Genomic DNA, 25,270 nt, shown 5'->3' on the forward strand with positions numbered 1-25,270 from the left:
CGTTCCGCTCTCGCGACCAGTCATAGTTTCTAAAGCGAGTCGAACGGCAGTCGCGGGTCGATGATGGGCCGCCGCGCCGGGCAACGTTCAGCCATCAGCGGCCGCTCAGCATTCGGCATGAATCGACATTCAGACATCCGCTTTGAGTTCTCAATCGGACGTCGCATGATATTAGCGGCTGGAAAGTTGATGTGCGAGCGAGGGCGGCTCATGCGATACGAGACTTGCGGTGCCAGTGTTGGAACTCAAAATATAAGTTTCCGAGACCTTGTATGTCACCAGATCGCCGATTAGCGCTGAAATACCGCCATACCAACCCGGCCTCATAAAATGCAAAAGGGGTTAGATGTTATTCGCCGACATCAGCCCACCTGCCGCCACGCCCGGCGCGATCTGCATAAGAGTGCAATGGCGCTTCAGGCAGCTGCGCAATTCTCCCGTTTTCGAGGCGAATTAGCCTGTCCGCCATATCAAAGTAGCGGTCATCGTGAGACACAACAATTAGCGTCTTGCCTTGCCTTTTCAACTCCGGCAGGAACTCGGTATAAAACACGCGCCGGAAGGTCGGGTCCTGATCGGCGGCCCATTCATCGAACATCATGACAGGCCGTTGTTCCAGCATCGCGTGAATAAGCGCAAGACGCTTGCGCTGCCCAGTCGACAGATCGACGGTCGAGAACGCCTTATCCTTGATCTGAACCTTGTGAGCAATCTCGAACTGTTCGAGGTACGTCGAGGCGCGCGCCAGCAAGGCCGGGTCTTGCACGACCAGATCATCGAACAGGTAATAGTCGGAAAACACGGCTGAGAAAAGCTGCCGGTAGTCATCCATCGCGTCGGCCTGCACCGGCTCACCGTTCAGAAGCAACTGACCCTGTTCGGGCGCATACAGGCCCAGAAGCAGCTTGATTAGCGTAGTCTTGCCGCTGCCGTTCTCGCCGATCACAAACAGCGTCTCGCCTTTTTGGATTTGCAGATCCAGCGGCCCCAGTTGAAAAAGGGGTTGTCCCTCGGCTTGCGGAAAGGCCCACGTCGCGCCGTCCAGTTCGATTGTCCGGATCTCGGGCAGTGGTTTGGCCGCGGTGCTTTCCAGCAGACGTGTCTCGCGGTTGGTGAACTGCGCACTCAATTCGGCGACGCGCTGAAAGGAGATTTTCGCCTGACTCAACAGCGGCAGACTGCCTGCGAGGACTTCGACCGGCCCGCGCACGTACAACAGCACGATCACGAAGCCGCTGACCACGCTGGCCGGCGACCCGAGTCGCTGCTGACACAAAAGGATTAGTCCGATGACGATAAAAAACAGCGTCGCGCTTGTGGAGTTGGCGCCATAAAACAGACGCATTGCGCGAATCTTCAGATCGGCGACCCGGTCGGCGGCGCCAGAAAGACGCGCGCCATACACGCTCAGGCGGCGCTCGCGGTTAAGTCGCAGTTCCTTCGCACCTTCCGTGATCGCCTGGTATTGCTTCTGGAGTTCATCCTGTGCGGTGCGCACGCCCTTGTAGTGCTGCTGCCATTTCGTGATTGCGTACTGGTTGATCAGCGTGCCCGCAATAATCGCCGCCGCCGCGAGAGTGGATAGCACGGGCGACAGCGCGATCATGTAGACGACACAGCCGAGCGTGACCGCGAAAGCGACGGCATAGCTGGGAAAACTGAACGTCACTGCGCTGACTGTTTCGACATCGCTGTTGAGCGTGGAGAGCAGCCGGTGGATACGGTAGCGCTCGATCGCGGCGATGGGCGCGCAGACGATCCGCGCCGAGATGTCCTTGCGCAGCGCGGCGATGATCTTCTGTCCGATCATGCTGTTCACGATGCCGGCGGTAGCATTGCACGACAGCGTGACGACGCACAGGCCCGCGTACGTCGCGATCATTTTGGGGCTGATGACGCCTGGCGCGTGCAGGCCGTCATTGACGACAGCCAGCAGCCATGCGGTGCAGAGTCCGCCGACCACGCCGAGCGTGGTCGCCAGCAGCATGATGGGCCAGAACGGACGCAGCAGCCGGAATGTCTCGCTTGCAAAGCTGGGGGACGGCATTGAAGCCTGATCTTCTCTCATCGAGATTCCTGACGATTTTTTTGTGATTGGTATGAAGTGTCGACGCGGCCCCGGCGGTCTTAGCGGACGAAACTCAATGGCTCGCCGGTGTCCGGGTGCGGCATCACGCCCATCGTGACGCCATAAATGGTGTGCAACTGCCCGGCCGTGACGATTTGCTGAGGCGTGCCTTGTGCAATCAGCCGCCCGTTGCGCAGGGCGACGAGTTCGTCACAGTAGCGCGCGGCCATGTTGATATCGTGCAGCACCACGATCACGCCGAGCCCGCGTTCCGTCGCGAGTGTCCTGATGAGGGACAGCACGTCGACCTGATGCGCCACGTCCAGCGCCGAGGTCGGCTCGTCCAGCAGCAGGCACTCGGCATCCTGAGCGATCAGCATCGCGAGCCAGACGCGCTGCCGCTCGCCGCCGGACAGCGTGTCCACCTGCTGATCGGCGAAACGGCAGACATCGGTGGCGTGCATCGCGTCGTCCACTTTGTTCCAGTCTGTCACGCTAAACCGGCCTAACGGCCCACGCCACGGATACCGGCCAAACGCGACCAGCTCGCGAACCAGCATCCCGCCTGCGGGAGGCGGTGTTTGCGGAAGATACGCGAGCCTACGTGCGAGCTCACGGATGGACCAGTTTTCCAGCGGGCGTCCACAGAAATGGATCGCGCCGTGCGTGGGACGCAGTTGCCGGGCCAGCATCCGGACCAGCGTGGACTTGCCCGATCCGTTGTGTCCAATCAGTCCCGTCACGCGCCGCGCATACAACGACAACGAAAGCCTCTCGACCAGCGGACGCCCTTGTATTGAGAACCCGACATTATCGAGCGCGAATACGGCGTGGTCCGTGGGCAAGCGGCGCTCAACGTCGGCGTCGAGCGGAAGATCATAGGCAGCGGAGATCATTTCTGCTTCCATAAGAGGATCAGGAAATAGGGACCGCCGACAAACATGGCCAGCAGTCCCGCCGGCACCTGGTTCGGAAACAGCAGGTTCCGGCCCAGCCAGTCGGCGAGAACCAGTAATGCGGAGCCGAGCAGCGCCGCGCCCCATGCCTGGGTCGCGCTGTGTCTGAAACCGGCCATCCTTGCCATGTGTGGCGCCATCAGGCCGATAAACGAAATGGGGCCGACGATCACCGTGGCCGCGCCGGTCGTGACTGCACATAGCGCGAGCATCCATGCCCGGTAGCGGCGGACATCGACGCCAACGGAAAGCGCCGCCGGCTCGCCCACCATCAGTATGTCCATGGGCCGCGCGATAAACGGAATCGACGCAGCGACAAACAGAAGCAGGGCCAGCGCAAGCAACGCGGCCTGCGCCTGCACGGGATAGGTCGAGCCGGACATCCATGCAGTGAGAAACAAGGTACGGGGATCGCCGCTTGCCATCAGCACGGACACGATGCCGCCGAGCACGGTCGTTGTCATCACGCCGGTCAGCAGCAGCCGTTCGGGCGACAGCGCGCGACGCCAGGCCACCGCGAACACGGCGGCAGTCGCCAGCGCTGCGCCGCAACTGGCGGCGGCAATCTGCATTCCTTGAGCGGAGCCTGGCATGACGAACATCAGCACGATCATGCCGAGCGACGCGCCGGACGACACACCGATGATCTCCGGGCTCGCCATCGGATTGCCAGTCATGCGCTGCATCAGCACGCCTGCGAGACCCAGCAGGCCGCCCGCCGCTGCTGCCCCACCGATCCGCGGACCGCGCAAAGGAAACATGAAGCGGACGTGTGACCAGGTGTCCCAGCCCCAGCCGCTCACGCTGCGATTGAACGACGCAGCCGTCACGATCAGCGCGATCAGCGTGCCGACGCCCGCGATGGCCCAGATTCCGCCGTGCCGCCGCACGATGCGCGACGACGGCATTGGGCCGGCCGACGACGGCGCGGTTTCACGCAGGCTACGCATCATGACAAGCAGCAGCGGCGCGCCGATGAGAGCCGTCACCGAGCCAGTCGGAAGTTCATTGCCGGGCGTGCTCCACATTTGCACGCAGCCATCGGCCAGCCAGAGCAGCGCGGCCGAGACGAGGGACGCCCAGACCAGTCGCTGCCGCAATCTCCTCGCGCCGCTGAGCCGCGCAAGCCACGGTCCGGTCAGGCCGACGAAGCCGATCATCCCGACCGAACTCACGACAGCGCCAGCCAGCGCAGACGCTACTACCAGCGCCGCCACGCGAATCAGGCGGGGCGATAGTCCGATGCTGCGCGCGCTTTCGTCTCCCAGTTCCAGTACGGCGAGAGGACGGCTGATCAAAGCCACGACGAGGACGCCCACCATCCACTCCTTGAGGAGATGGGCGGCTGTCGTCCAGCCGCTCTGGTACAGACTGCCGCTTTGCCAGAGGAAAACGGACACGAGGTCTTCGCCGAAGAACAGCATCAGCACGGAAGTGGCTGCGCCCGCCGTCAGCGTGACCAGCAATCCGCCCAGGATGACGCCGATCGACGAGAACGCGTGCCGCCACGCAATCGACATCACGATACCGAGACCCGTCAGTGCACCGATCAGCGCCACCCCTTCCTGTCCATGGACGAGCAGCGCGGGAAACCACAGCGAGACGATGACGAGCGACAGGCTAGCCCCTGCCGATACGCCCAGCGTCGTCGGGTCGGCGAGCGGATTGCGCAGCACGTGCTGAAGGATCGCGCCGGCCAGCCCGAGCATGCCGCCGCCGATCAGGCAGACGACGCAGCGCGGGAGGAACGAATACTGCGCTGTCAGCACGCGCAGGTCGTCTGCCTCTTTAAACGCGAACAGCGTGGCCCACTGCGCGACAGGTACGTTACGCGCAAGATCGGCGGCTGCGACCCACGCGGCGAGCGTCATCAGAATCAGGACGACATAAGCGGGTCGTAGCAAGCGCGCAGCAGCGTATCGGCTTCCAGTCATAGCGCTCATCATGCGTGCCCCCGTGCGAGCATCGCAGCCTGAAAGTGCTCGGCGAACTGGACCGCTGTCGGCAATGCGCCCATCGGGTCGAAAAGCGCGATCGGATAGACGCGGCGCTCGCGCACCATCGGTAGGCGGGTCCAGATTGGGCTTTGTGACAGTTGCGCCATAGCGGCCTGAGTCTGTTCGCCGTAGTCGATAAACAGCAGGTCGGCCTCGGGCACGGTCGCCAGACGATCAAGTCCGATCTGCGCGCAACCGTAGGCGTTCGTGTGCCCCGTCCACGCATTCTCGAAGCCGATCCGCTGCAACACGTCACTGGACACGCTGTTACGCGCATACAGCAGAATGCTTCGTCCCGACGGATCGAGTTGTGCGATCAGCACGGGTCGCTTCGCGTCGCCACGCATCCGGTCGCGGATAGTTTCGAGGCGCTTGTCTGTCCATTGCCGGTACTTCCGCGCGGCGTCGATTCGTCCGATACGCTGCGCCACGCGAAACATCTCTGCGCTGGCGTGTTCGACAAAATCCGCACGGCCGCTGCCGGTGTAAATCTCCATCACCAACACTGGCGCGACCTGTTCGAGTACGCCCTTAAGACTCGCGCTCATTGCTTCGATAACGATCAGCTCGGGCCGAAGCTCGCGGAGTATCTCCAGATTGGGCTCGAAAGGGTAGCCCACATCCATCACGCCAGGCGGTAGCGCCGGCGTTCCACCGATAGCGGCATAAATTCCCTGCGAGCCGACCGCTACCGGCGAGACGCCGAGCGACAGCAACGTCTCGGTGCCGATCCGGTCGGGCGTCGCGACACGAATGCCCGCAGCGGCCGGCCGTGCCGGCGGCATAGCCCAGACGCCAGGTGATGCCGCCGACAGCATCAGCGCGCGCAATACATCGCGCCTCGTCAATTTCAGGACTCCCATTTCATTGATGCACTTCATCTACGATTCGATGTCCACTCACGCCATGCAGTCAATCAAGCAGAAAAGCCCTGCCTGGTTGCGCATCAGGCAGGGCAAAGCGATACGACGGGTTCAGCCAGTACATCCACGCTGCCCTGGACTCAAGCTTGCATCACAGGGCGGCCCGCAAAGTAAACAACACCTGGCGGCGATCGCCGTAGAAAAGACTCCCGGTACTCGCGATGGATTCGTAATAGCGGCGGTCGAAAAGATTCGTCACGTTGATCGCCGCGGACAGGTTCTTGTTGATCTGATAGCCAAGCCGCAGATCCACCGTTGCGTGTCCGCCCTGGGCAACCGTTCCCGTACCGTCCGTCGCGCTAATGCCACTCGACACCATCGTCCCGCCGCCTACCGAGAACTTGTTGAACTCGCCCGGCAGACGATAGTTGGTCCACAGCTTCAGCAGATGCTTTGGTGAAATGGCCGAGAAACCGATGTAGTCGGGGTTGGAGCTGGAGTCCATGTAATAGGTATCCGTATAGGTGTACCCCGCGAATACCGACCAGTTCGGCGTGACATAGCCGGTTGCCGTCATTTCGACGCCACGGCTGCGCGCCTTGCCCGTTGCGATATAGAAACCTTGATCCGGGTAACGCGGATCAGCCATGCCGCGGTTTCTCTCCGTCAACTGGAACAGGGCCAGCGAAGTGTTCAGGCGACCGTGCATATAGTCACCCTTCACGCCGACTTCATATTGTTCGCCTTCGATCGGCTTGATAATGTTTCCCGATGCATCCGTTTCCGTTTGCGGGACGAAGATCGACGTGTAGCTCGCGTAGACCGAGTGGTGATCGTCGATGTCGTAGATCAGCCCCGCGTAAGGCGTGATCTTGCCCGTAATGCTGCTATGCGTGACGGTATCGCCAAACGGATTCTCCGATGCGTTGGGCGTGTAGGTTTCGTTCCACCACGTTCCGCGCAGACCGAGCACCAGCGTCAACGGATCGAGCAGGCTGATGCGCGCGTTGCCATAGAGACCATACTGATTCGTCACCGTGGTGCGTCCATAGACAGGACCATCGAATGCCGGCTCGGCGGAGAGATCCGAATAGAGGCTGCCGGTGAACTCGCAGAAATTCCCCGAGCTGCCGAGCAGCGCGTTGTCGCTGTCGCCACAATAGTAATTGGTCTGCTTCAGGCTCTCTCTTTCATAACTGGCGCCGACCGTCAAATGGTGCTCGCGTCCGAACAGCGTGAACGGCCCGTTCGCCATCAGGTTGATCGACTCCTGTTGATCGTCGAACCTGAACTTGTCCGAACTGAACGTCACCTGGTTGTCCGGACTGACAGTGGTGAGCAAGGTCTCGTTGATCAGCGAGTAGCGGTTCTCGAGATAGTTGAAGTCGAGATTCGCTTTCCAGCCGCCGCCGAGCTTTTGCTCGACGCCGGCGAATGCCGTGACGATATCCGACGAGGCGTGATTCCATGGCGCACCGAAATAGGCAGAACGGGACACTGGCACGGGCGAGTAGTTGTCATAGACCGGATCGCCGTTCCAGGACGCTTTCTTGTCGGTCCGGTCGTAACTCGCGCCGACCCGAACCGTCGTGTCGCGCGTGAGGTCCGCTTCGAGCGTGCCGTACACCGATTTGTTGCGCTGCCAGGTCGAGTCCTGCAACAGGTCCTGATAATTTTCGCTGGCCACGACCCGGCCGCGCAAGGTTCCCGCTGCATTGATGGGACCGCCAATATCGACATCCGCACCCAGATGGCTACTGGTACCGCCATAGAGTTCCGCGTTGGCGCTGAACGTCGACGGCGCGCGCTTGCGCACCAGGTTGATCGAGCCGCCGGGACTGCCGAAACCGTTCAGCAGGCCATCCGGACCGGTCAGCACCTCGACGCGGTCATACATCACGAGGCTGGGGGCAATCGATGCCAGGTTCTGCGTGGTCGGCACGCCATCCAGCAGCCAGGTGTCGATCGGGAATCCGCGAGCGTAATAGTTCGACCGGTCGGAGTCGCCATGAAAGACGGTGACGCCGGGCGCATAGGTCATCGCGTCGTCGAGCGTGCGCATGCTTTGCTGCTGGATCTGCTCCTGGGGAATCACCGTGACTGACTGCGGGATTTCGCGCTGACTCAACGGGATTTTCGAACCGACCGTGGTCGCCGGATTGACCGCCTGCGCGAGCTTGTCCTGATCCGCGCTCACTTTGATGGCCGGCAGGGTAGGGGCGGCCGAAGCCTGAGCCGATGTTGCCGCCGCTGGCTGTGCCGCCTGCGAGGCTGGCGTGGTCGACGTATCACCCGATTGCGCGTGAGCTGCTGCCGTGAACGCGATGCCTGCCGCGAGCGCGCTCGCCGTCAGCCCATACCGCCTGCCCTTATTGCCCCGCGATTGCCCAACTTTCCTGTTTTTCATTCCCCGTCCTACAGATTTTCAATATCAAAATGAGTCGGCTCATTGCGACGACCCTCCACTGAAACGAGCTTTGTTTGTAGGAACAATCTTGTTTTTATCGATGGGCTCAGCCCCGACGCCCCGCTACCTCGCATGACGACGGAGAAGGCCTCAAGCCGCCTTCGTACGCTATGCCGACTTGACACCATGATTGGCGCACAGATATGTAATGAGAACCATTAACTATTGAGGCGACCATGGCGCCTTGGCGACCGTACGAGAGGATAGCGGCTCGCGGTCCCGATAGGTTGAAATGAAGTAGTGAGTTTTCGAAGCATTTATTCCATTTTGAGCTACCATAGCGAATTTTGTCGGCCAAGCGGAATAAACCGTGAAAGAGTTCCTTGTAAGGCAGTATCCAAGAAGCCGGGAGCGCATCTCGCGGCCCGTATTTGCTGCGGTTTCCCGCTATGAACATAAGGACGTTTCGGTCTGGCATCAGCATTCCTACGGCCAGTTGGCGTTTTCGATTCGCGGTGTCGTGCGGATGCTGACGCCGACACGCACGTGGACGTTGCCGCCGTCGCGTGCGATCTGGCTTCCGTCCTATGTCGACCACGAATTGCACGCAGTGGGAAAGTCCGAGCTTTGCAATGTATATATCGAACCTGAGTTGTTCCCATGGTCCTGGACAAAGCCGACCATCATTGCAATTACCCCGCTATTGCGCGAGTTGGCAATTCTGGTGAGTGAGGGCGGGGGAGAGTACAGTCCGGACAGTCGCGCGGCTCGTGCTGCATCGTTACTACTTGAAATCCTCGCTGAGCAGCCTGCGCTGCCCGAAAGCGGAATTCCGCTCCCCCGCGACGAGCGTCTGCTGGAAATCTGCGCGCACTTGCTGAACGATCCAGCCAGCAATCAATCGCTCGATGTGTGGGGCGAGAAATTCGGCGCCACCGGGCGCACGCTAGCGAACCGTTTTCGCGAGGAAACTGGGCTGACGTATGGTCTGTGGCAGCGGCAGTTGAGGGTCGCGGAGGCCATCACCCGGCTTGCGAACGGGCAGACTGTCGCGAAAGTGGCAACCGACCTTGGCTACAGTACATCCAGCGCTTTTATCGCCATGTTCCGGCAAGCGACTGGGGACTCTCCTCAGCATTATCTTGTGCCTAAGTAAGTCGAGCTGCTCGCGATGAAGGCATCGATTTGTCACTGACTTGTGGCGGTGGATTGATAGCCGGGTTTAGTTACCACTCCACCGGATACGAATAAAAATTTGTGTTTTTTAGGGTGCATAAAACGGCGCGCGAAAAAGATCGGTGGATAGCGACCGCGCTGCGGCAACTGTAGTGGGCAAACATGTCCGCAGACGTACCCCTGCGAGTGACCGTTATAGTCAAGTTGCTAACATCAAGCGTTATTGTGTTGAATGACAATTGTTGCTCGATGACGGTCCGCCGCGTTGGGCAAGTGTCGTTCAAGAGCGGCCGCTTGCAGCACTTTGGGGTACTGGCCGTTTAAAGCTCGGCACCGGACTGATCGGTGGAGGAAGCTCGCCAGCTTTCCAGAACAGTTTCTCGCAGTGCTGCAGCGGCCGGGCAGGCGTTGGCCGCACCTTGTATCCAGGACAACCAGCTTTTTCCCATCCAATGTGGCCAGATTGCCAATTCGCCGGCTAGCGCTCCGGCCGTCGCCTCGGTGCGACGAAGAATGCCGGCACCGATCCCGCTGCTGATCATGCTGCGCAACACGCCGTCGCTGTCTGCCACGTATCGCGCGTCGGGTACGTGGCCCGTATCCCGAAACAGATCGAGCGCGGCGGAGTGGAGCGCGCACTCGGGCACGCTCACGATCCATGGCAGGCGAGCGATATCCGCCAGGCTTAGGTCATAGACTTGCGACGCGAAACTTGGTGGCAAAGCGACGACAAGATCGATTTCGCTCAACCGGTCAACCGACAGAGTGGGCGCACAAATGTCGGCCAGTGTGAAACCGCCGTCCAGCTCACCGCCGCGGACGCGTTCCACTACCTCGCCCGACACGGCCTGGTGAAGCGTCACCCGAATGTTCGGATGACGCAATCCAAGCGCGAGCAGCGCGTCACCGACTCGCAACGGTACCGAGTCGCTCAAAGTCCCCACCCTGAGTTCGGCCGACAATTGCCCTCGTTCTTCGGCAGCGACACGTTTCACGCGGCTGGCTGCCTGGAGAGTTTGCTCGGCTTCGGCGAGCAGTTTGCGCCCGGTCGCCGTGACGAACATTCCTTTGGGCGTTCGCTCAAACAACTGGACGCCTAGCTCCTCTTCAAGAGCTTTGATCTGCGCGCTTGCCGCGGGAACGCTTAGATAGAGTCGTTCGGCCGCCCTGGTGAGGCTGCCTTCTTGCGAGACGGCGACGAACGCCTTGAGTTGATATAGCTCCATGACGTGATTTTGCACCAGGCTTGCGCTGTTGCTTTATTGAAAATGCGAAACCGGGTTTCCAAACAAGTGAATGGACTGTGCATCAACCCCGTCATCACAATTTCTCGTATCTCAACCACGAGGAAGCAAACGTGAAGTCAAGCGCAGAAGTCACGACACATATGATGGCGAAAGCTGGTTTCGGGAAAGGCGTGATTTTGTGCCTTCTCGCCACGGTGTCATGGGGCAGCCTGTTCCCCGTCATGACAGAAGCTCTGCGCATTCTCGACCCTTTCACTTTCACGACTCTGCGATTCGGCATTGCCGCTGTGTTTTTTGCCGCCCTCCTGTGGCGACGCGAGGGCAGGCAGGCCTTTTCCATAGAGGGGCGCGGTCTGCTCACGTGGCTCATGGGTACGCTCGGATTCGCCGGCTTCGGTTTGCTGGTGTTCATCGGGCAACGCATGGCTGGAGTTGAAGGGGCGCTGATTGCATCCGTGATGATGGCGACCCAGCCGATGCTGAGTTTGCTCGCGAACTGGGCAATCCGGCGCATTCCGCCCCGGCCGCTCTCGTTCTGTTTCATTCTGCTGTCGTTGACGGGTGTGTTGCTGGTCGTGACAAAGGGTGCCATCAATGACGCGGCGAAGTCCGCGGAGCATCTTGGCGCAGCGTCGATCATCGTCGCAGGCGCGCTGTGCTGGGTGATATACACGATTGGTAGTACGTTCTTCAATGGCTGGTCGCCGTATCGCTATACGACGCTCACGACGCTTTTTGGCGTGCTCAGCCTGCTAGCCATTAACGTCGTCCTCTTCGCTGCTGGGAGCGTTGCTCCTCCAGATGTTTCGCAGTTGGAAAGAGTGTCGCCTTACCTCCTGTACACCGCCTGTGTTCCGGGCGTTATCGGCGTGTTGTGCTGGAATTTGGGTGTGAGAATCGTGACGCCCGTTAATGGCGTTCTCTTCATGGACGTGATACCGGCAACGGCCTTCGCTATTTCAGCATGTGAGGGCGTAGTGCCGGTGAGCGCGCAAATCGTCGGCGTCGCTTGTACGGCGTCGGCAATCGTCCTGAACAATTTCTATCTGCGCTCAGATATACGCCGAAAATCGCGGCTACACACCACACAGTTGCAGGTCGAACGAATGCGCAAGGATTGACCAAAAGCGGTCGGTCGTGCGGCAATGGCTTATATACGCTGCGGGTCGAGATTTGCCCATCGCATATGGCGCTAGCCAGCCACGAGCGCTCGTCCGAAACTGGCAACCAAATCGTCGACATTTCGCGGAAGCCACGTGGCCCCAGTCTCGAAGCCCCAAGGTGACATAACATCGACACCCTTCAGAACGTTGCAAAGAGTGAGAGCGACCATGCGCCTGCAGAACCAGCCAGCCTACATCATCAGAATGCGCGCCAAGCCCGGAAGCGGGGACAAGCTGTTCGAACTTGCTACCGCCGGCATGGCTAAGTCAGGTGCATCCAATCGCTTTATCATTCTGCGTGAGGATGACGACCCTGATGTGCTTTGGAACATCGAGGTATTCACATCTGAAGAGGCAAAGGATTACTATGAGAATAGCCCGCTAGCTGACGAACTCCGGGACGAGATTCTGGAACTTCTGGCTGAGCCGCCGACGCGTATCGCGGCCCACCCTTATTCGGCTGCACCGGAATGAAACGCCGTTGCGTGTGACCAAACGGCGGCGATCCCGACGGACTCTGAGCCGCACGTAAGTTGATGGGTGGCGAAACGCTTGACGAGTCAGTATGGGACCGTGCCCGCGGCCATCACCGGTCATTCGACGACCTTCCCACGATCGCCGACGATCCGTAAAAATGCACCAGCGTAGCCCAATGCTGCCGCCCCGGCCGTAGACGGCAACGGGGACTGCGCTGTCATCCCACCGCTCACGCGCCCGCGGATGCTTCCAGCTCCGCAAGACGCTGGCGCAACAAGCGATCCTCTTTGAAACGGGCGGTTTCATCGCGAATCACTGCGACGATACCGTTGAGTTCATTTTGCGGCGAATGCAGCAATGCAACTGTAAAGGCGATCGACATTGACCGTCCGTCCTTATGCACGGCGGGGACACGCAGAACATCATTGCCGTAACGGGTTTCGCCCGTTGCCATGGTCTTGTGATAGCCGTCCCAGTGTCGGCCGCGCAAGCGTTCCGGAATGATCAGGTCCAGTGAATTGCCGAACGCCTCGCTTTGCGTAAAGCCGAACATCCGTTCGGCTGCGGGGTTCCAGAAGGTGATGCTGCCGCCGGCATCGGAGATGATGATCGCGTCGCCGATTGCGTTGGCAAGTTGCTGGAAGTCGATGGGAGTTTGCACGGCGCTCCTCCAGGGAAAAATGCGGATTTGGACAAAATGCGGCGCCGTCGGAGGCGCCTCATCTTCACGTCAGAGCCAGATTCACCGGTCTGCGTGGCGCCGTCAAACCGCTTTGACTTCGCGCAGATTGAAGATCTCCTGGTTGCTGTAACCAAGGCCCGCCAGCACTTCGTCGGTATGCTCCCCGAGCAGAGGAGATGCCGTGACCTCCGGCTTCATGTCCGAGAATTTGATCGGGCTGCCGACGGTCAGATACGAGCCGCGTTTCTTGTGCGGTACTTCGACGATCGTACCGCTCGCCCGCAATGAAGGATCGTTGGCCAGTTCCTTCATCGTCAGCACTGGCGCACATGGAATGTCGAATTTGCGCAAGATGTCGACCGCTTCGAATTTGGTCTTGTCGGCGAGCCACGCTTCGATGGTTTTGAAGATCTCAAAGATATGCGGTTGACGCGCCTCAGCGGTTTTATAGGCCGGGTCATCGATCCACTCTGTCTTGCCGAGCGCTTTGCAGATCGGCTCCCATGCATGGCCCTGGATCGTGAAATAGATGTAGGCATTCGAATCCGTTTCCCAGCCCTTGCATTTGAGCACCCAGCCCGGCTGCCCACCGCCGCCCGCATTACCGCCGCGCGGCACTACATCGCCGAACTCACCGTGCGGATATTGCGGATATTCTTCGAGATATCCCACTCGCTCCAGTCGCTGCTGATCGCGGAGCTTCACACGGCACAGGTTCAGCACGCTGTCCTGCATCGATACAGCGACCTTCTGGCCCTTGCCTGTTTTGTCGCGCCCGAGCAGTGCAGTCAGAATGCCGATCGCGAGATGCATGCCTGTGTTGCTGTCGCCAAGCGCCGCGGCGCTGATTGTCGGCGGACCGTCCCAGAAGCCGGTGGTGGAGGCCGCTCCCCCTGCGCATTGCGCAACGTTTTCGTAGACCTTGAGGTCGTCGTAGTGGTGACCGTCGCTGAAACCCTTCACCGAGGCGACGATCATCTTGGGGTTGAGTTCGTTCAGACGCTCCCACGAAAAACCCATCCGGTCCAACGCACCCGGTCCGAAATTCTCGACCAGAACATCGGATTCGCGGATCAGTTTTTCGAGCACTTCCTTGCCTTCTGGCTTCTTCGTGTCGAGTGTCAGCGACTTCTTGTTGCTGTTGAGCATCGTGAAGTACAGCGCGTCGGCATCCGGGATGTCGCGCAATTGGCTGCGCGTGACGTCGCCCGACCCTGGCCTTTCGACCTTGATCACGTCAGCACCGAACCAGGCGAGCAACTGGGTGCACGCGGGACCGGCCTGAACATGAGTGAAGTCGATGATCTTGATGCCTTCGAGAGGTTTGGTCATGTTGGTATCTCCTTGGTTAATACAATTACTTTTTCATTGCCGCGCTTTGCGGATTCAGATTCGTCAGGCGGCCGCTTTCGGTGCCGGCCGCTTCGTCGATTACTGCATTGATCAAGCTAGGTTTGCCCGATGCGATTGCCTCGACGAGTGCCTTCGTCAGTTCTTCCGGCGTGCTCGCGTGGTAGCCGATGCCGCCGAATGCCTCGATCATCCTGTCGTAGCGCGCACCCTTCACGAACACAGTAGGCGCAACGTCCTTACCGCCCGTCGGGTTCACGTCGGTGCCGCGATAAACACCGTTGTTATTGAATACGATCGTGCAAACCGGCAACTCGTAACGACAGATCGTTTCGAGTTCCATGCCGCTGAATCCGAAAGCGCTGTCGCCTTCGATCGCGACCACCGGCTTGCCTGTCGTTACCGCCGCGCCGATGGCGAAGCCCATCCCGATACCCATGATTCCCCACGTGCCGGAATCAAAGCGCTTGCGCGGCTCGGCCATGTCGATAATGCTGCGCGCGTAGTCGAGCGTATTGGCGCCTTCGTTGACGACGTTGATGTCCGGGCGGGTCTTCAGCACGTCGCGAATCGCACGCAAAGCACTGTGGAAATTCATCGGAGATGGGTTCTTGTCGAGCATCGCGGCCATCTTCGTGAGATTCCGGCTCTTGCGCTCGGCGATCGCACCGGTCCATTCGCCCGCCGGCCTGGGGAAGTTCTCATCGAGGCCGGCGCGAAGCGCCGCCACGCACGAGCCGATGTCACCGATTACCGGCGCCGCAATCGCGACATTGCTGTCGATTTCAGTCGGAGAGATATCGACCTGCACGAACTTTTTTGGCGCCGTGCCCCACGTGTTGCCCTTGCCATGCGACAGCAGCCAGTTCAGACGCGCGCCAATCAGAACGACAACGTCGGCTTCCTGCAGCACAAACGAACGCGCTGCCGATGCGGATTGCTCGTGCGTGTCGGGCAACAAGCCCTTGGCCATCGACATCGGCAGATACGGAATGCCGCTTTGCTCGACGAAGGCGCGGATTTCCGCGTCAGCCTGGGCATACGCGGCCCCCTTGCCTAGCAGAATCAGCGGACGTTTTGCGCTTTTCAGCACGTCAAGCGCACGCTTGACCGATTCCGGCGCGGGCAATTGACGCGGCGCGGCGTCGACCACTTTCACCAGCGACTGCTGCGCCTTGACGGTGTCCAGCGTTTGCGCGAGCAGCCTGGCCGGCAGGTCCAGATAGACGCCACCCGGCCGGCCAGAGACCGCTGCACGGATCGCACGTGCCACGCCGATGCCGATGTCCTCCGCATGGAGCACGCGGTACGCTGCCTTGGCGTAAGGCCTGGCGGCGTTCAATTGATCCATTTCTTCGTAATCTCCCTGCTGCAGATCGACGATTTCGCGTTCGCTCGACCCGCTGATCAGGATCATCGGGAAACAGTTCGTGGTCGCGTTGGCGAGGGCTGTCAAGCCGTTGAGAAAGCCCGGTGCCGACACGGTCAGACAGATGCCCGGCTTCTGCGTGATGTAGCCGGAAATCGCCGCCGCGTTGCCTGCGTGCTGTTCATGACGGAAGCCGATGAAACGCATCCCCTCCGCTTGTGCAAGCCGCGCGAGGTCGGTGATGGGAATGCCCACCAGTCCGAAGATGGTATTGATGTCGTTCAGTTTCAGCGCGTCGATGACGAGATGGAATCCATCGGTCGTTTCACTCGCCTGTTGTTGTGACGTAGTGCCTGTTGTGAGCTGGTCGGCTTCTGCCATGACATCTCTCCTGGGTAGCGGGGCGTGATGAGTTGGATCGTGAGCGACGGGCTCACGGGGGCATTCATTCAGACGAGCCGCCGGACGACGGTTGCAACCGTGCCTCGGTGATGGCTACGCCGGCTGACGCGCCTGAGTTTTCGATCCAGCGCTTTCTCATAGGGGCGAGAATGAATTTCGCGGAGACGGCGGCCGCGATCGATATCACGGCCGCTGAGATAAACACGGTGTTCCAGCCACCGTTCGCAGACAGCACCGATGCAACCGGCACCAGCATCGCGGCAGTCCCTTTCGCGGTGTAGAGCGTCCCCGCATTCGCTGCGGCGTATTTGCTGCCGAACGTGTCCGCACAGGTCGCCGGGAAGATCGAGAAGATTTCGCCCCAACAAAGGAAGATGGCGGCGGCGAAGAACATGAACGCGTACGGGTTATGGCCGAACTGCATCAGTCCGAGCAGCGCGACGCCTTCGCCGAGAAAGATCATGAACATGGTGTTTTCACGGCCAATGCGGTCCGATAGAAAGCCGCACAGAGGGCGAGTGAAACCGTTGCACAGATTGTCGATGGACAGCGTCATCGTGAGGAGCGGCAGCGTGATGCCCAGCAGGTTGACCGGCATTCTGGCGAAGCCGTATTCCTTCGCGATCGGTCCTAGCTGAGCGGTTGCAATGATGCCGCCGGCCGCGACGAATACGAACATCAGATAGAGCACCCAGAACAGCGGCGAACGGATCATCTCGCGGGACGTGTAGTCGACCTTGCTTGCAACAATACGTTTAGGCGCGACCGCGTAGGCAGGCGGTTTAGGCCGTACCAGCAAGGTGGCGAGCAGCAGGATGCAGACGCCCTGGAAAATGCCGAAGAACATGAACGTGTACTCGTAGCCCGAACGCTGGATCATGTTGGCGATGGGAATCACCGTTACCGCCGCGCCGGCGCCGAAGCCCGCCGCCGTCAACCCTGCTGCGAGACCGCGTTTGTCCGGGAACCATTTGAGTGCCATCCCGACGCAGGTGCCGTACACACATCCCGCGCCGATACCGGCAATGACTGCCGCGATGTAGAGTTCAGTAAGACTGCCTGCATGAGCGTTAATCATCCAGCCGACAGCCGCGCAGAGCGCACCGCCGATCACCACCGGGCGCGGTCCGAACTTGTCGACGAGCCAGCCTTCTACGGGAACGAGCCAGGTTTCGGTGACGACGAAGGTGGTGAATGCGGTCTGAATCGCCGCTTGTCCCCAGTGATGAGCGTTGTCTATTGGAACGACGAATAACGTCCACGCGTATTGCAGGTTCGCGACCAGTCCCATGCACACCACGCCGATCGCGAGTTGTATCCACCGTTGATGCCAGAACGCTGGCCGGCCAGTCTCCGCCACATTGGAATGTCCCATGTCTCCGTCTCCTGTACTTTCCGTCGCGCTCGAACGGCGCGTTGGACTTACGTGATCGAATCGCTTCGTCGCTGGTTTGTCTGCGAGCAAGGAAGCGCCAATGGTCGGCCAGAGAAAAGCGCACTAACGAAAGCTCTTACTCGTCGAACGAACAACAGTGGGGCTGAAATCTATTGGACGTTCGGCGGGTGTGAGGGGATGCTGCGCGAGAACGACGATAAGTGAAAGTTAAAATATTTTATGGTTTGCATTAGGTATCCGTAATACCAGAGTCCGCCGCTTCCGACGGCGAGCCTCTGCGCCCGTGTTTTCTGATCGCTGGACGTAGTCGGACTTCTCCTGATGCTCAATTGCTGGGTAGCGCGCCGCGAAAACGAGGGTTTTTCGCATTGAAATTGCGAGGCGGAAGATTACAGGTATAAGTAAAGATCTATAATTTTTCCAAAAAACTTTAATTATTGTTTATCTAATCTCCCTTCTATTCTTGGTCGTGCCATTTGCCGGAAGGAGACGACGATGAACACCTCTCAATTTCATACGCGCGACAGCGCTCATGATGCTGAAGTCGAGGCGCAACTTTGTGCCTACAACGCCGCTTTTGAAGAACTCGGCCTGCGCTTCCGTTGGGATGAGCGCACGCTGACGTCGCTGGCAACGATTCACGACGAACATGAGCAGATCGCCGCGTACGTCCAGGCGCATCATGCGCACTTACTGAAGGCGTATAGCACTGAGTTTTTGAGTGTGGCGATCCTCGACAGGAAAAAAGCCCGCTATCCGTCTCGCTTTCAGGGGCGCGTCGACAGTGCGACGCATCCAGCCAACGTGATGCCTTTACCGCAAGTGAACCGCCGGTACGGGCGTGCATCGGATGAATTGGAGTTGCCAGCGCTGGTTGGCGTGTAGATTGCGCGTCGCTGCGGCTTACATGGGGATTGGCATGGCCGCTATGGGCTTTTTGCAAGCGCCGCGAAGCGGATCATGAAAGCGATATCGACAGTGATACTGCTGGCCCTCGAATCGAAGGCTCTCACGCGCAGGTAATTGCCCGGCGAAGCACTAATGGGCTTCGCGGATGAACTGCTGTGGAGGGGAAGTGCTTCCTGAGTTGGCCGCGGTTTGAACGGCCGTTGTTGAAAAACTGGAAGGGCCGTTCAGGGGGCGACTCCGGTCTGACGCGAGTCGATTGTCTGCCGAGCAACTATGTAATCGGCATTGGACTGTCACCGGCCGATACCTGACGATCGACTGGGCAAACGCTCACGCTACTGACCGACCGCTTGACTACGCCAACCCGCCCTTTGCCTGTCCGCGCAGGTTGGGACTCAGTTTTCGCGGATCGGCAGTGAAATCACACAGATCATCGAGTGTGAAGGAGCCTGTCACAAGTCATACCGGAATGGCCACTTGCCTTCCTCACCAACGCGCATTAATGGAAACTGCCAATTTTGCTCAACAGGAGGCCCGCATGGTCACGGCAACGCGACTCGGCGAACCTTATTGCGTTCAGGTGAGTAACGGGCACGATCTTGTGCTCTCGGATACGCGGAAGGAAGGTAAAGGTGGACACGCGGGCATGCGACCACATGAACTATTGGAAAGCGCGCTTGCGGCGTGCATCTGCATGTCAATCGACATGGCTGTCGAACGGGCGGGCGTCGCACTTCCCGCCGTCACAGTGCAAGTGATCATTGACCGGCAAGACCGCCAAACCGCATTTGATGTGTCGTTGTACTTCGCGACAGTACCGTCTTCGGAACAGGAGGCATTGGTTAGCGAGGCAGTGCGAACGTCGCCCGTTGCGTGCACGCTTGGCAAGCCGATTACGATTCGGTCGGCCGAGATCATCACGACTTGACCGGGTATTTGCCGTGGACGAACAGATCGTCGAAACATAGTCGACAGCCGCGAGCCGCTTCGCGGCTGAACGGCGAAACCAGCCCCTGCCGGCTGACCTGTACGCGCTATTGCAGCGTTACTTCACCCCGGGAGGCAAAACCGCAGACATCGGTTGCTGCGCCGGCCGCAACGTCGCATGGCTCAATGACCATGGCTTTCGCGCTGTTGGTTACGACGCCTCCGAGGAAATGCCAGCCCAAGCTGCAACAGACTTTCCGTCGCTGGTTTTCAGGCGCGCTGCGCTTCCCGCGCTGGATCCTGTTGCCAAAGGCCCATATATCTTTGGCGCTGACGTCATCATCCAGTCTATGAAGCATCTGCAATCAAATCAGGCCTTCAGTAGCGATGAATCTGCAAATCGGAAATGCGTATCCCACCTTTCTCCGCAAACCCTGGCTTTGAATAACTCAGTCAGAGTAGTCGCGATATCGCAGGAATAAAGTGACTACCTGGACTCGTCAACGAAAACAGACTGAACCTGCGCCGCAGGCCCGGAAGGATCCCCGGAAGTCACCGTTGCCGTCACTCTCACCCTAAGGTTCTGAAGCTTCGCAGCGTCGTTCCGGCTAATGCCTTTGAGCGTCCAAACGCCTCTCGTATCGTCGTAAACGACCGCGTAGACGAAAGGTTCGTTGCCGCGCAAAACGAGCCGGCCATGAAGCTCAATCGTATCGCCCGGATGGACGCTTCCCGCGAGAACAGTGCAGGCAGATAGCAACGCGGTGATGAAAGCAGTTTTCTTCAGCACGATGGTTCGGATAAATTTCTGACGGTATGGCCCAATAGATTAACGGGCCATTACTTTAATAGTGCATGAATAAAGCCGCCTCGGCGACGAGGCGGCTCAAGGTCGAAGCTTCAATAGACTTACTGAACGACAACCGTCAGCGTCGTCCCTGGAGGCACTGCTACCGTCTCCTGATACGTGCCCAGCACGTGATAGCGGAAAAGCGGCAAGCTGGAGAGACCCAGCAACACACTCGGCGACGTCGCCGGAAAGTATTGCGCAACAAGCGAGGGGTCGACGGCGGGCAGCGTGAAGCCACTGTCGGTCCGAGCCGGGAACGAATACTCGGCAATGTTCGCGCCGAGCGGAATTCTCGAACCCGCAGCCGCTGCAAAGTGACGAAACTCCTGTTGAACACTCGATCCCGAGCGGTACTGACTGATCGCGTCGTTGAGCATCGTCAGCGAGTCCGTCGAGCTTTTATCGTTCAGCAGTGCCTTGTAGAAACTCAGGCCCAGTTGCCGATTCAGGAAGCCGCCGAACGAGCCATTGGTCGAATAGCTGTCGCATCCTATGTCCATCGCGTCCCACGTGGTCAGCCCGCACAGATTGCTACCGTGGTTGTTATAGGTCTGATATTCCGGGAAGCGGTTGTCGCGCACCGAGTTGTATGTCGGGTCGAGTTTGAAGCTTGCCCAGTCTTCCATCATCATGGCGGTCATTTCTTCGAGCCACGTTGCGTACATGTACGGTTGGCCCATCAGCATGCCGCGGCGGTAAAAGTTCTGCATATGCAGACTCTCGTGCGCCATGGTCGTCTGCATAGCCTGAACGCCGGCGGCCCCGCCAAGATATAGCGTTTCCGAGTCCAGATAGAGCGACAGGTCCTCGTTACTGGTCGACGTAACACCAGTGCCCAGGTTCGTGAAGTTATTGAGCGAGTAGTAATAACCGACCAGGCCGTAGGGTTGTCCGTCGGGTGTCAGGTTCACCAGCACGAGGTCGATAGGCTGGCCCGTCGAAGGAATCGTGCCGGTTTGCTGGTTCGCGCCCCAGAACGGACCGCCGATGCTCGTGTCGACGTCGTAGACACCATTTGCACCCGCGTATTTCTGCATCAACTGCGCGACGATTTGCGGCGTCACCTTCGAGGTCGTGTATTCGCTGGTTTCGACCCAGATGTTGACCGTCGTACCGTCGGCCGTCTGCGACTGTGCCTCGAGCGTCGTTGCGCGGGTGGTGCCGTCGGCCAGCCAGAACGGCCGTGTGGTCGTGCCCACGACCACGTCTTGTGAGGGCGCAGCGCTGACCATGTTGCGTTGTACGGCGAGGCCGGACTGGCGGGTAGTGAGGCTTGTCCAGCCGTTCTGGTTGAACGCCTGAATCGCCTTCATCTGCGTCGATCCCGCTGTGCTGGCTGCGCTCTGCTGCGCGTTGGCCACCAGGCTCGTGTTGGGGCCGCCAGGCATGTTCTCGGTCACGGAAACCGGCTGTATGACCTGCGGAATCGCTCCTTCGTTGGTGAAAACGAGGGACACGTTCTTGCCCGTCACATTCTTGAGCGCAACGGTCACGCTGTCAGTCTGCGTGGTCGTATTGGAAGCCTGCCAGATGCCGACGCCGCTGCCCGAATAGCTCTGGTCGTCTGTCGCGCCACAGCTCGTGCAGGCCGCATGCAGCACACCATCTGTCGACGGCGTCGTCGCGACCGTAACGGGGGTGGTGGGCGTGTTTGTGCTCGTCGTGGTGCTGGCGGGGGTGTTCGTCGAAGGTGTCGATGTTTTATTGGTATTCGATGTGTCGCCACTACTGCCGCCGCCACCGCAAGCTGCGAGCGCCACTGCGAGCGCGATTGTCGTGGTGACTGCAAATACCGCATTAAAACGCTGGTTACGCATACTTTTCCCGGTAATCGGTTCTTTGCCGATTTGTGAGTGTCTCTGCCGTCTTCAGGAAATCCTCGCTTTGCCGCCCTGGCAATGTGAACAACGGATCCCGAAGAGTGGTCTATTGGAATGTCCTGAATCTTTGTCAGGTTATCCCCGGATGCACGTGAGCTTTATTGTCAGCTTTCCGTGTTCTGCTTTATTAGTCTGAGTTTTAAGTCGTGTCGAATGTCCTTTGCGAAGGTGAAGCTGCCGCGCTGAGAGACTGCAGGAAGTTCTCTTTTCTAATTGCTGTTGAGACGAACAGTTCTGCGGGCGCGGCACGCTTTTAACGATGTCTGGTGTCAGGTGCAGGCAATGCGCGCGCGTGCGGCGGAGCGCATTTTCAGCAAACCCTTAACAATTATTACGGACGAGTGGCGACAATCTTTAGGGCAACATGGTTGCCTGCGTTAGCGCGAGTCAGTGCTGGAAGGCGGGAATGGGTCTGAATAGGGCAAGCCACGGGCTCTGCGCCGGAGCGAATGCCATGAAATCTTCTGCGTAGTTTTTTTAGAGCCCACACTCGATTAGCGTGGAAAAGATGCGAAATGGATATAAAGCGTTGGCGAGTATTGATGGATTAATTGGCTAGCAGCTCTGTATAGGCTCGACAGCGCTGTGAGAAATGGTGGTTGTTATTGATTGATGTTCACCTCCGAATCTTCGGTGAGGCGAGTGGGGACTGTGGGGCATCGAGAGAGGCAGTGGTCGACCACGAACGTCCGTTCAGCGATCGACCTGGTGCGCGAATCTTCGGCGAGCCAGGTCCCCGGGATGAGCCGGGAATTGGTTCGGGAGGTCAGTGTCAGAAGCGCCGGCAGTCAAGAATGGCCGGGAAGTTTTCCGTATCTCCCGGTCAATCCAACGAAGGTTTCTTCGTCAGGAAATGCCTTGACCTCGTAACGGATCGGGAGATGCTCCGTCGGGTTTGCAATATCTGCGAATTGCTGCCTGAATTCGTTTCTTGGGACGAATGCGGTCTGATTCGTGGATGGCCGGTAGAGAGCAATAAAATCGGTGTCTGGCAATAACGAATGTACTCCCTCCGACCAGACGCAGATACTGCGCTGTTCGCCGTCTGCGCGTTGCAGGATCGTGTGCTCTGCCACGAACACGTCGTGACCTTTCTGCTTGTGAGCATCATTGAGCGTTGCCTGCTGATCTTGATAGTCAACGGTCAGTTCGCGTAGTCGTAATCGATGCAATTTTTCCGCAAGCGATTCAGGAACGAATCGTTCCCATGCCGCCCCGGACCACCTCAGCATCAGCGGCGGAAGTGAACGCGTCTGCGCAAGTGCCTGTTCGGCGACATCAACGAGTGTTTGCAAGCCCGCATCATTCCGGTCACCGGTTAGAAGCAGAACGGTCCGGTTCGGTGCCATGACAACGGGCGCCCCCATGATGGGTTGCCGATACAGCAAATCCGTCAGCAGCAGCCGCGATGCGTCGTAGAAGTCGCCGAACTGGGACAGGAACACGCCATTCTGCATCGCAAGCCATGGCTTCGACGATTCCGCACGGAGGTTGTCGACGGCAATATCAAACGCGTCGTCGAACGTAATGCCCCATTGTTCAAAGGTCGCTTTGCTTAATCGCATGACATTGAATTCGCCATCATAGGCGATTCCTATCTCGATGTTTTCACACAACGCCCGGTATGCCATTTCAACTTTCGGCCCATTGCCGAAGCCTTGAAGCTTGATGACACCTCTTTCCGTGGTACTCCGGATCACGGGCCTCAACTTTGTCTTCGCGTCAGCGAAGTTGGGCGGAACGAACTGTTGCATCATTCCAGCGACCTGACGCCGCATGCAATCCGGACGGCCCTCTGGCCCGGCGTTCACGTAGTCCTGGTGCATGTTCACGAGATTGATGATGCCGGACGCGGCACCGGCCGCCAGCCCTGTCTCAACGAGGCGTCCTCGTTCCTGTTCGTATGTCCAGGTGCGTGTATCGCCGGCGTCGCGCAATGCCGACATGAACCATTCGGCATATTCAGGCTGGGAGGGAGGCTGCGGTGGGGAAGATTTGCGAAACCGGTCGAGAAAGCCCATGGTCGGATTAGTGTTGTTCTGGAGTGGAATAGTCGATAACCATGGGTGACATGGTTTATCCCAACAGTGAACGGCACTTTTCGAGAATTCTGAAGGTTTGCGATGGGCGCGGCGCAGAACGTTCGTTGGCCGGTTTCAACTTCAGAAGACGCCTTGACTCCCTCTCTATTCCCCGGCAACCGCAAGCCTGTCCTCACAGGCCTCGACATCCACGAGGCCCGGAATCGAAGGTTGCGCGCCATGACGCTGAACGCACAGGCTCGCAGCAATCTGCGCGTGCTTCACCGCATCGACGAGCGCATGACGCGTGGCAAGTTTCGTCGCGAGCGCACCGACAAACGTGTCGCCTGCCGCGGTCGTATCGACTGCGTGCACTTCGAGCGCCGGATAATGCGTGCCGGGCGTGCCGTCGCCGAGAACGTGCACGCCTTGGCCGCCGAGCGTCACGATGACGTTGCGCGCGCCTTTCTGATGCAGTTTCATCGCCGCAGTCGCCACTCCTTCCGCAGAGTCCGTAGGACATTCTGCGAGGATCGATGCTTCGAACTGGTTCGGCACCAGATAGTCGATCAGCGCATACCAATGTTCTGGCAAGGGCTGCGTGGCCGGCCCGGGATTCAGCACGGTCAGCCTGGCATGACGGCGTGCCATCACGAGCGCCGCGTACACGGTTTCCGGCGGTGTTTCCAACTGGCAAACGAGGACGTCGCATTGCCGGAAGCGCTCTTCATTCGCGTGAATGCTCGCGGGCGACAGCACGCCGTTGCTGCCCAACACGACGACGATGCTGTTCTCGCCCGCCGCCGAAACAGTGATCAACGCCAGGCCGGTCGGCTGGTCTTCCGAAACTTCGATGCCCGCGCAATCGATACCATCCGCCGCGAGTCCGTCGAGCCGCTGCTTGCCATACGCGTCATTGCCGACGAAGGCGATCATCGAGACCGTGGCCCCCATGCGCGCGGCCGCCACCGCCTGATTCGCGCCTTTGCCACCGGCGACCGTTTCGAGGCTGCCGGACAATACCGTCTCGCCGGCTAACGGCAAACGCTGCGTGCGCGCGACGAGGTCGGTATTGATACTGCCGACGACCAGCACGCGTCCCGCTTCACCTGATACAGCCATGTTCCATT

The 25,270-nt window shown here is 59.2% G+C and carries 19 protein-coding genes; 6 read left to right on the forward strand and 13 right to left on the reverse strand.

Features of this window, described 5'->3' with window-relative positions; genetic code table 11:
* Positions 1 to 349: 349 nt before the first annotated feature.
* From BLS41_RS33475 to BLS41_RS33495, 5 genes are all read right to left on the reverse strand, one after another.
* On the reverse strand, positions 350 to 2,068 hold the full coding sequence (locus BLS41_RS33475; RefSeq protein ID WP_074772123.1) for a cyclic peptide export ABC transporter: 1,719 nt from the start codon (positions 2,066 to 2,068) through the stop codon (positions 350 to 352).
* A 59-nt stretch (positions 2,069 to 2,127) separates the two neighbouring features.
* A complete protein-coding gene (locus BLS41_RS33480; protein ID WP_083380202.1) occupies positions 2,128 to 2,964 on the reverse strand; it encodes an ABC transporter ATP-binding protein in 837 nt (278 codons plus the stop codon).
* Positions 2,961 to 4,958: a Fe(3+)-hydroxamate ABC transporter permease FhuB gene (gene fhuB, locus BLS41_RS33485; protein WP_171910368.1), complete on the reverse strand. Its 1,998-nt coding sequence runs from the start codon at positions 4,956 to 4,958 to the stop codon at positions 2,961 to 2,963. The genes BLS41_RS33480 and fhuB overlap by 4 nt, the downstream gene beginning before the upstream one ends.
* An 8-nt stretch (positions 4,959 to 4,966) precedes the next feature.
* Positions 4,967 to 5,902, reverse strand: a complete 936-nt coding sequence (locus BLS41_RS33490) for an ABC transporter substrate-binding protein (protein ID WP_074772127.1) — start codon at positions 5,900 to 5,902, stop codon at positions 4,967 to 4,969.
* A gap of 133 nt (positions 5,903 to 6,035) precedes the next feature.
* A complete protein-coding gene (locus tag BLS41_RS33495; protein WP_074772129.1) occupies positions 6,036 to 8,291 on the reverse strand; it encodes a TonB-dependent siderophore receptor in 2,256 nt (751 codons plus the stop codon).
* Between the two features lie 370 nt (positions 8,292 to 8,661).
* Here BLS41_RS33495 and BLS41_RS33500 point away from each other — a divergent pair, with 370 nt between their 5' ends.
* Complete coding sequence (locus BLS41_RS33500) at positions 8,662 to 9,447, forward strand: AraC family transcriptional regulator (RefSeq protein WP_074772131.1); 786 nt, start codon at positions 8,662 to 8,664, stop codon at positions 9,445 to 9,447.
* A gap of 340 nt (positions 9,448 to 9,787) precedes the next feature.
* Here the strand turns inward: BLS41_RS33500 and BLS41_RS33505 are convergent, their stop codons facing one another.
* A complete protein-coding gene (locus tag BLS41_RS33505; RefSeq protein ID WP_074772133.1) occupies positions 9,788 to 10,693 on the reverse strand; it encodes a LysR family transcriptional regulator in 906 nt (301 codons plus the stop codon).
* Between the two features lie 77 nt (positions 10,694 to 10,770).
* On the opposite strand from BLS41_RS33505, the gene BLS41_RS33510 reads away from it, so the two are divergent.
* Together BLS41_RS33510 and BLS41_RS33515 are read left to right on the forward strand one after the other, a co-directional pair.
* A complete protein-coding gene (locus BLS41_RS33510; RefSeq protein WP_143026442.1) occupies positions 10,771 to 11,835 on the forward strand; it encodes a DMT family transporter in 1,065 nt (354 codons plus the stop codon).
* Positions 11,836 to 12,045: 210 nt separating this feature from the next.
* Positions 12,046 to 12,351, forward strand: a complete 306-nt coding sequence (locus tag BLS41_RS33515; protein ID WP_074772137.1) for a putative quinol monooxygenase — start codon at positions 12,046 to 12,048, stop codon at positions 12,349 to 12,351.
* A 232-nt stretch (positions 12,352 to 12,583) separates the two neighbouring features.
* On the opposite strand, the gene BLS41_RS33520 is transcribed toward BLS41_RS33515, so the two are convergent.
* The 4 genes from BLS41_RS33520 to oxlT form a co-directional block, all read right to left on the reverse strand.
* On the reverse strand, positions 12,584 to 13,015 hold the full coding sequence (locus BLS41_RS33520; protein ID WP_074772139.1) for a PAS domain-containing protein: 432 nt from the start codon (positions 13,013 to 13,015) through the stop codon (positions 12,584 to 12,586).
* Between the two features lie 102 nt (positions 13,016 to 13,117).
* On the reverse strand, positions 13,118 to 14,368 hold the full coding sequence (gene frc, locus BLS41_RS33525) for a formyl-CoA transferase (protein WP_074772141.1): 1,251 nt from the start codon (positions 14,366 to 14,368) through the stop codon (positions 13,118 to 13,120).
* Between the two features lie 25 nt (positions 14,369 to 14,393).
* Positions 14,394 to 16,136: an oxalyl-CoA decarboxylase gene (oxc, locus tag BLS41_RS33530; RefSeq protein WP_074772143.1), complete on the reverse strand. Its 1,743-nt coding sequence runs from the start codon at positions 16,134 to 16,136 to the stop codon at positions 14,394 to 14,396.
* Between the two features lie 64 nt (positions 16,137 to 16,200).
* Positions 16,201 to 17,532: an oxalate/formate MFS antiporter gene (gene oxlT / locus BLS41_RS33535; protein WP_074772145.1), complete on the reverse strand. Its 1,332-nt coding sequence runs from the start codon at positions 17,530 to 17,532 to the stop codon at positions 16,201 to 16,203.
* A gap of 516 nt (positions 17,533 to 18,048) precedes the next feature.
* Between oxlT and BLS41_RS33540 the strand changes: the two genes are divergently transcribed.
* From BLS41_RS33540 to BLS41_RS38715, 3 genes are all read left to right on the forward strand, one after another.
* The gene (locus tag BLS41_RS33540) at positions 18,049 to 18,438 is read left to right on the forward strand and encodes a hypothetical protein (protein WP_074772147.1); all 390 of its coding nucleotides are present in this window, start codon (positions 18,049 to 18,051) and stop codon (positions 18,436 to 18,438) included.
* Positions 18,439 to 18,964: 526 nt separating this feature from the next.
* Positions 18,965 to 19,390 carry an OsmC family protein gene (locus BLS41_RS33545; RefSeq protein WP_253189874.1) on the forward strand — a complete coding sequence of 142 codons (426 nt, stop codon included), beginning with the start codon at positions 18,965 to 18,967 and terminating at the stop codon, positions 19,388 to 19,390.
* A 109-nt stretch (positions 19,391 to 19,499) separates the two neighbouring features.
* Positions 19,500 to 19,871 (forward strand): class I SAM-dependent methyltransferase, encoded by a 372-nt coding sequence (locus tag BLS41_RS38715; RefSeq protein WP_253189875.1) that lies wholly within the window; start codon positions 19,500 to 19,502, stop codon positions 19,869 to 19,871.
* A 427-nt stretch (positions 19,872 to 20,298) separates the two neighbouring features.
* On the opposite strand, the gene BLS41_RS33560 is transcribed toward BLS41_RS38715, so the two are convergent.
* From BLS41_RS33560 to rbsK, 3 genes are all read right to left on the reverse strand, one after another.
* Complete coding sequence (locus BLS41_RS33560; RefSeq protein ID WP_074772156.1) at positions 20,299 to 22,056, reverse strand: M30 family zinc metallopeptidase; 1,758 nt, start codon at positions 22,054 to 22,056, stop codon at positions 20,299 to 20,301.
* An 851-nt stretch (positions 22,057 to 22,907) separates the two neighbouring features.
* Entirely contained in the window at positions 22,908 to 24,140 is a 1,233-nt protein-coding gene (locus BLS41_RS33565) for a DUF1444 domain-containing protein (RefSeq protein ID WP_074772158.1), read from the reverse strand.
* A gap of 165 nt (positions 24,141 to 24,305) precedes the next feature.
* A complete protein-coding gene (gene rbsK, locus BLS41_RS33570) occupies positions 24,306 to 25,262 on the reverse strand; it encodes a ribokinase (protein WP_074772160.1) in 957 nt (318 codons plus the stop codon).
* Positions 25,263 to 25,270 lie beyond the last annotated feature (8 nt).

The organism is Paraburkholderia fungorum (genome assembly GCF_900099835.1).
GTDB lineage: Bacteria > Pseudomonadota > Gammaproteobacteria > Burkholderiales > Burkholderiaceae > Paraburkholderia > Paraburkholderia fungorum_A.

Coding starts and splice junctions, on each gene's coding strand:
- BLS41_RS33475 (WP_074772123.1), bottom strand. CDS start 2,068: ATGAGAGAAGATCAGGCTTCAATGCCGTCCCCCAGCTTTGCAAGCGAG.
- BLS41_RS33480 (WP_083380202.1), bottom strand. CDS start 2,964: ATGATCTCCGCTGCCTATGATCTTCCGCTCGACGCCGACGTTGAGCGC.
- fhuB (WP_171910368.1), bottom strand. CDS start 4,958: ATGACTGGAAGCCGATACGCTGCTGCGCGCTTGCTACGACCCGCTTAT.
- BLS41_RS33490 (WP_074772127.1), bottom strand. CDS start 5,902: ATGAAGTGCATCAATGAAATGGGAGTCCTGAAATTGACGAGGCGCGAT.
- BLS41_RS33495 (WP_074772129.1), bottom strand. CDS start 8,291: ATGAAAAACAGGAAAGTTGGGCAATCGCGGGGCAATAAGGGCAGGCGG.
- BLS41_RS33505 (WP_074772133.1), bottom strand. CDS start 10,693: ATGGAGCTATATCAACTCAAGGCGTTCGTCGCCGTCTCGCAAGAAGGC.
- BLS41_RS33515 (WP_074772137.1), top strand. CDS start 12,046: ATGCGCCTGCAGAACCAGCCAGCCTACATCATCAGAATGCGCGCCAAG.
- frc (WP_074772141.1), bottom strand. CDS start 14,368: ATGACCAAACCTCTCGAAGGCATCAAGATCATCGACTTCACTCATGTT.
- oxc (WP_074772143.1), bottom strand. CDS start 16,136: ATGGCAGAAGCCGACCAGCTCACAACAGGCACTACGTCACAACAACAG.
- oxlT (WP_074772145.1), bottom strand. CDS start 17,532: ATGGGACATTCCAATGTGGCGGAGACTGGCCGGCCAGCGTTCTGGCAT.
- BLS41_RS33540 (WP_074772147.1), top strand. CDS start 18,049: ATGAACACCTCTCAATTTCATACGCGCGACAGCGCTCATGATGCTGAA.
- BLS41_RS33545 (WP_253189874.1), top strand. CDS start 18,965: ATGGAAACTGCCAATTTTGCTCAACAGGAGGCCCGCATGGTCACGGCA.
- BLS41_RS33560 (WP_074772156.1), bottom strand. CDS start 22,056: ATGCGTAACCAGCGTTTTAATGCGGTATTTGCAGTCACCACGACAATC.
- BLS41_RS33565 (WP_074772158.1), bottom strand. CDS start 24,140: ATGGGCTTTCTCGACCGGTTTCGCAAATCTTCCCCACCGCAGCCTCCC.
- rbsK (WP_074772160.1), bottom strand. CDS start 25,262: ATGGCTGTATCAGGTGAAGCGGGACGCGTGCTGGTCGTCGGCAGTATC.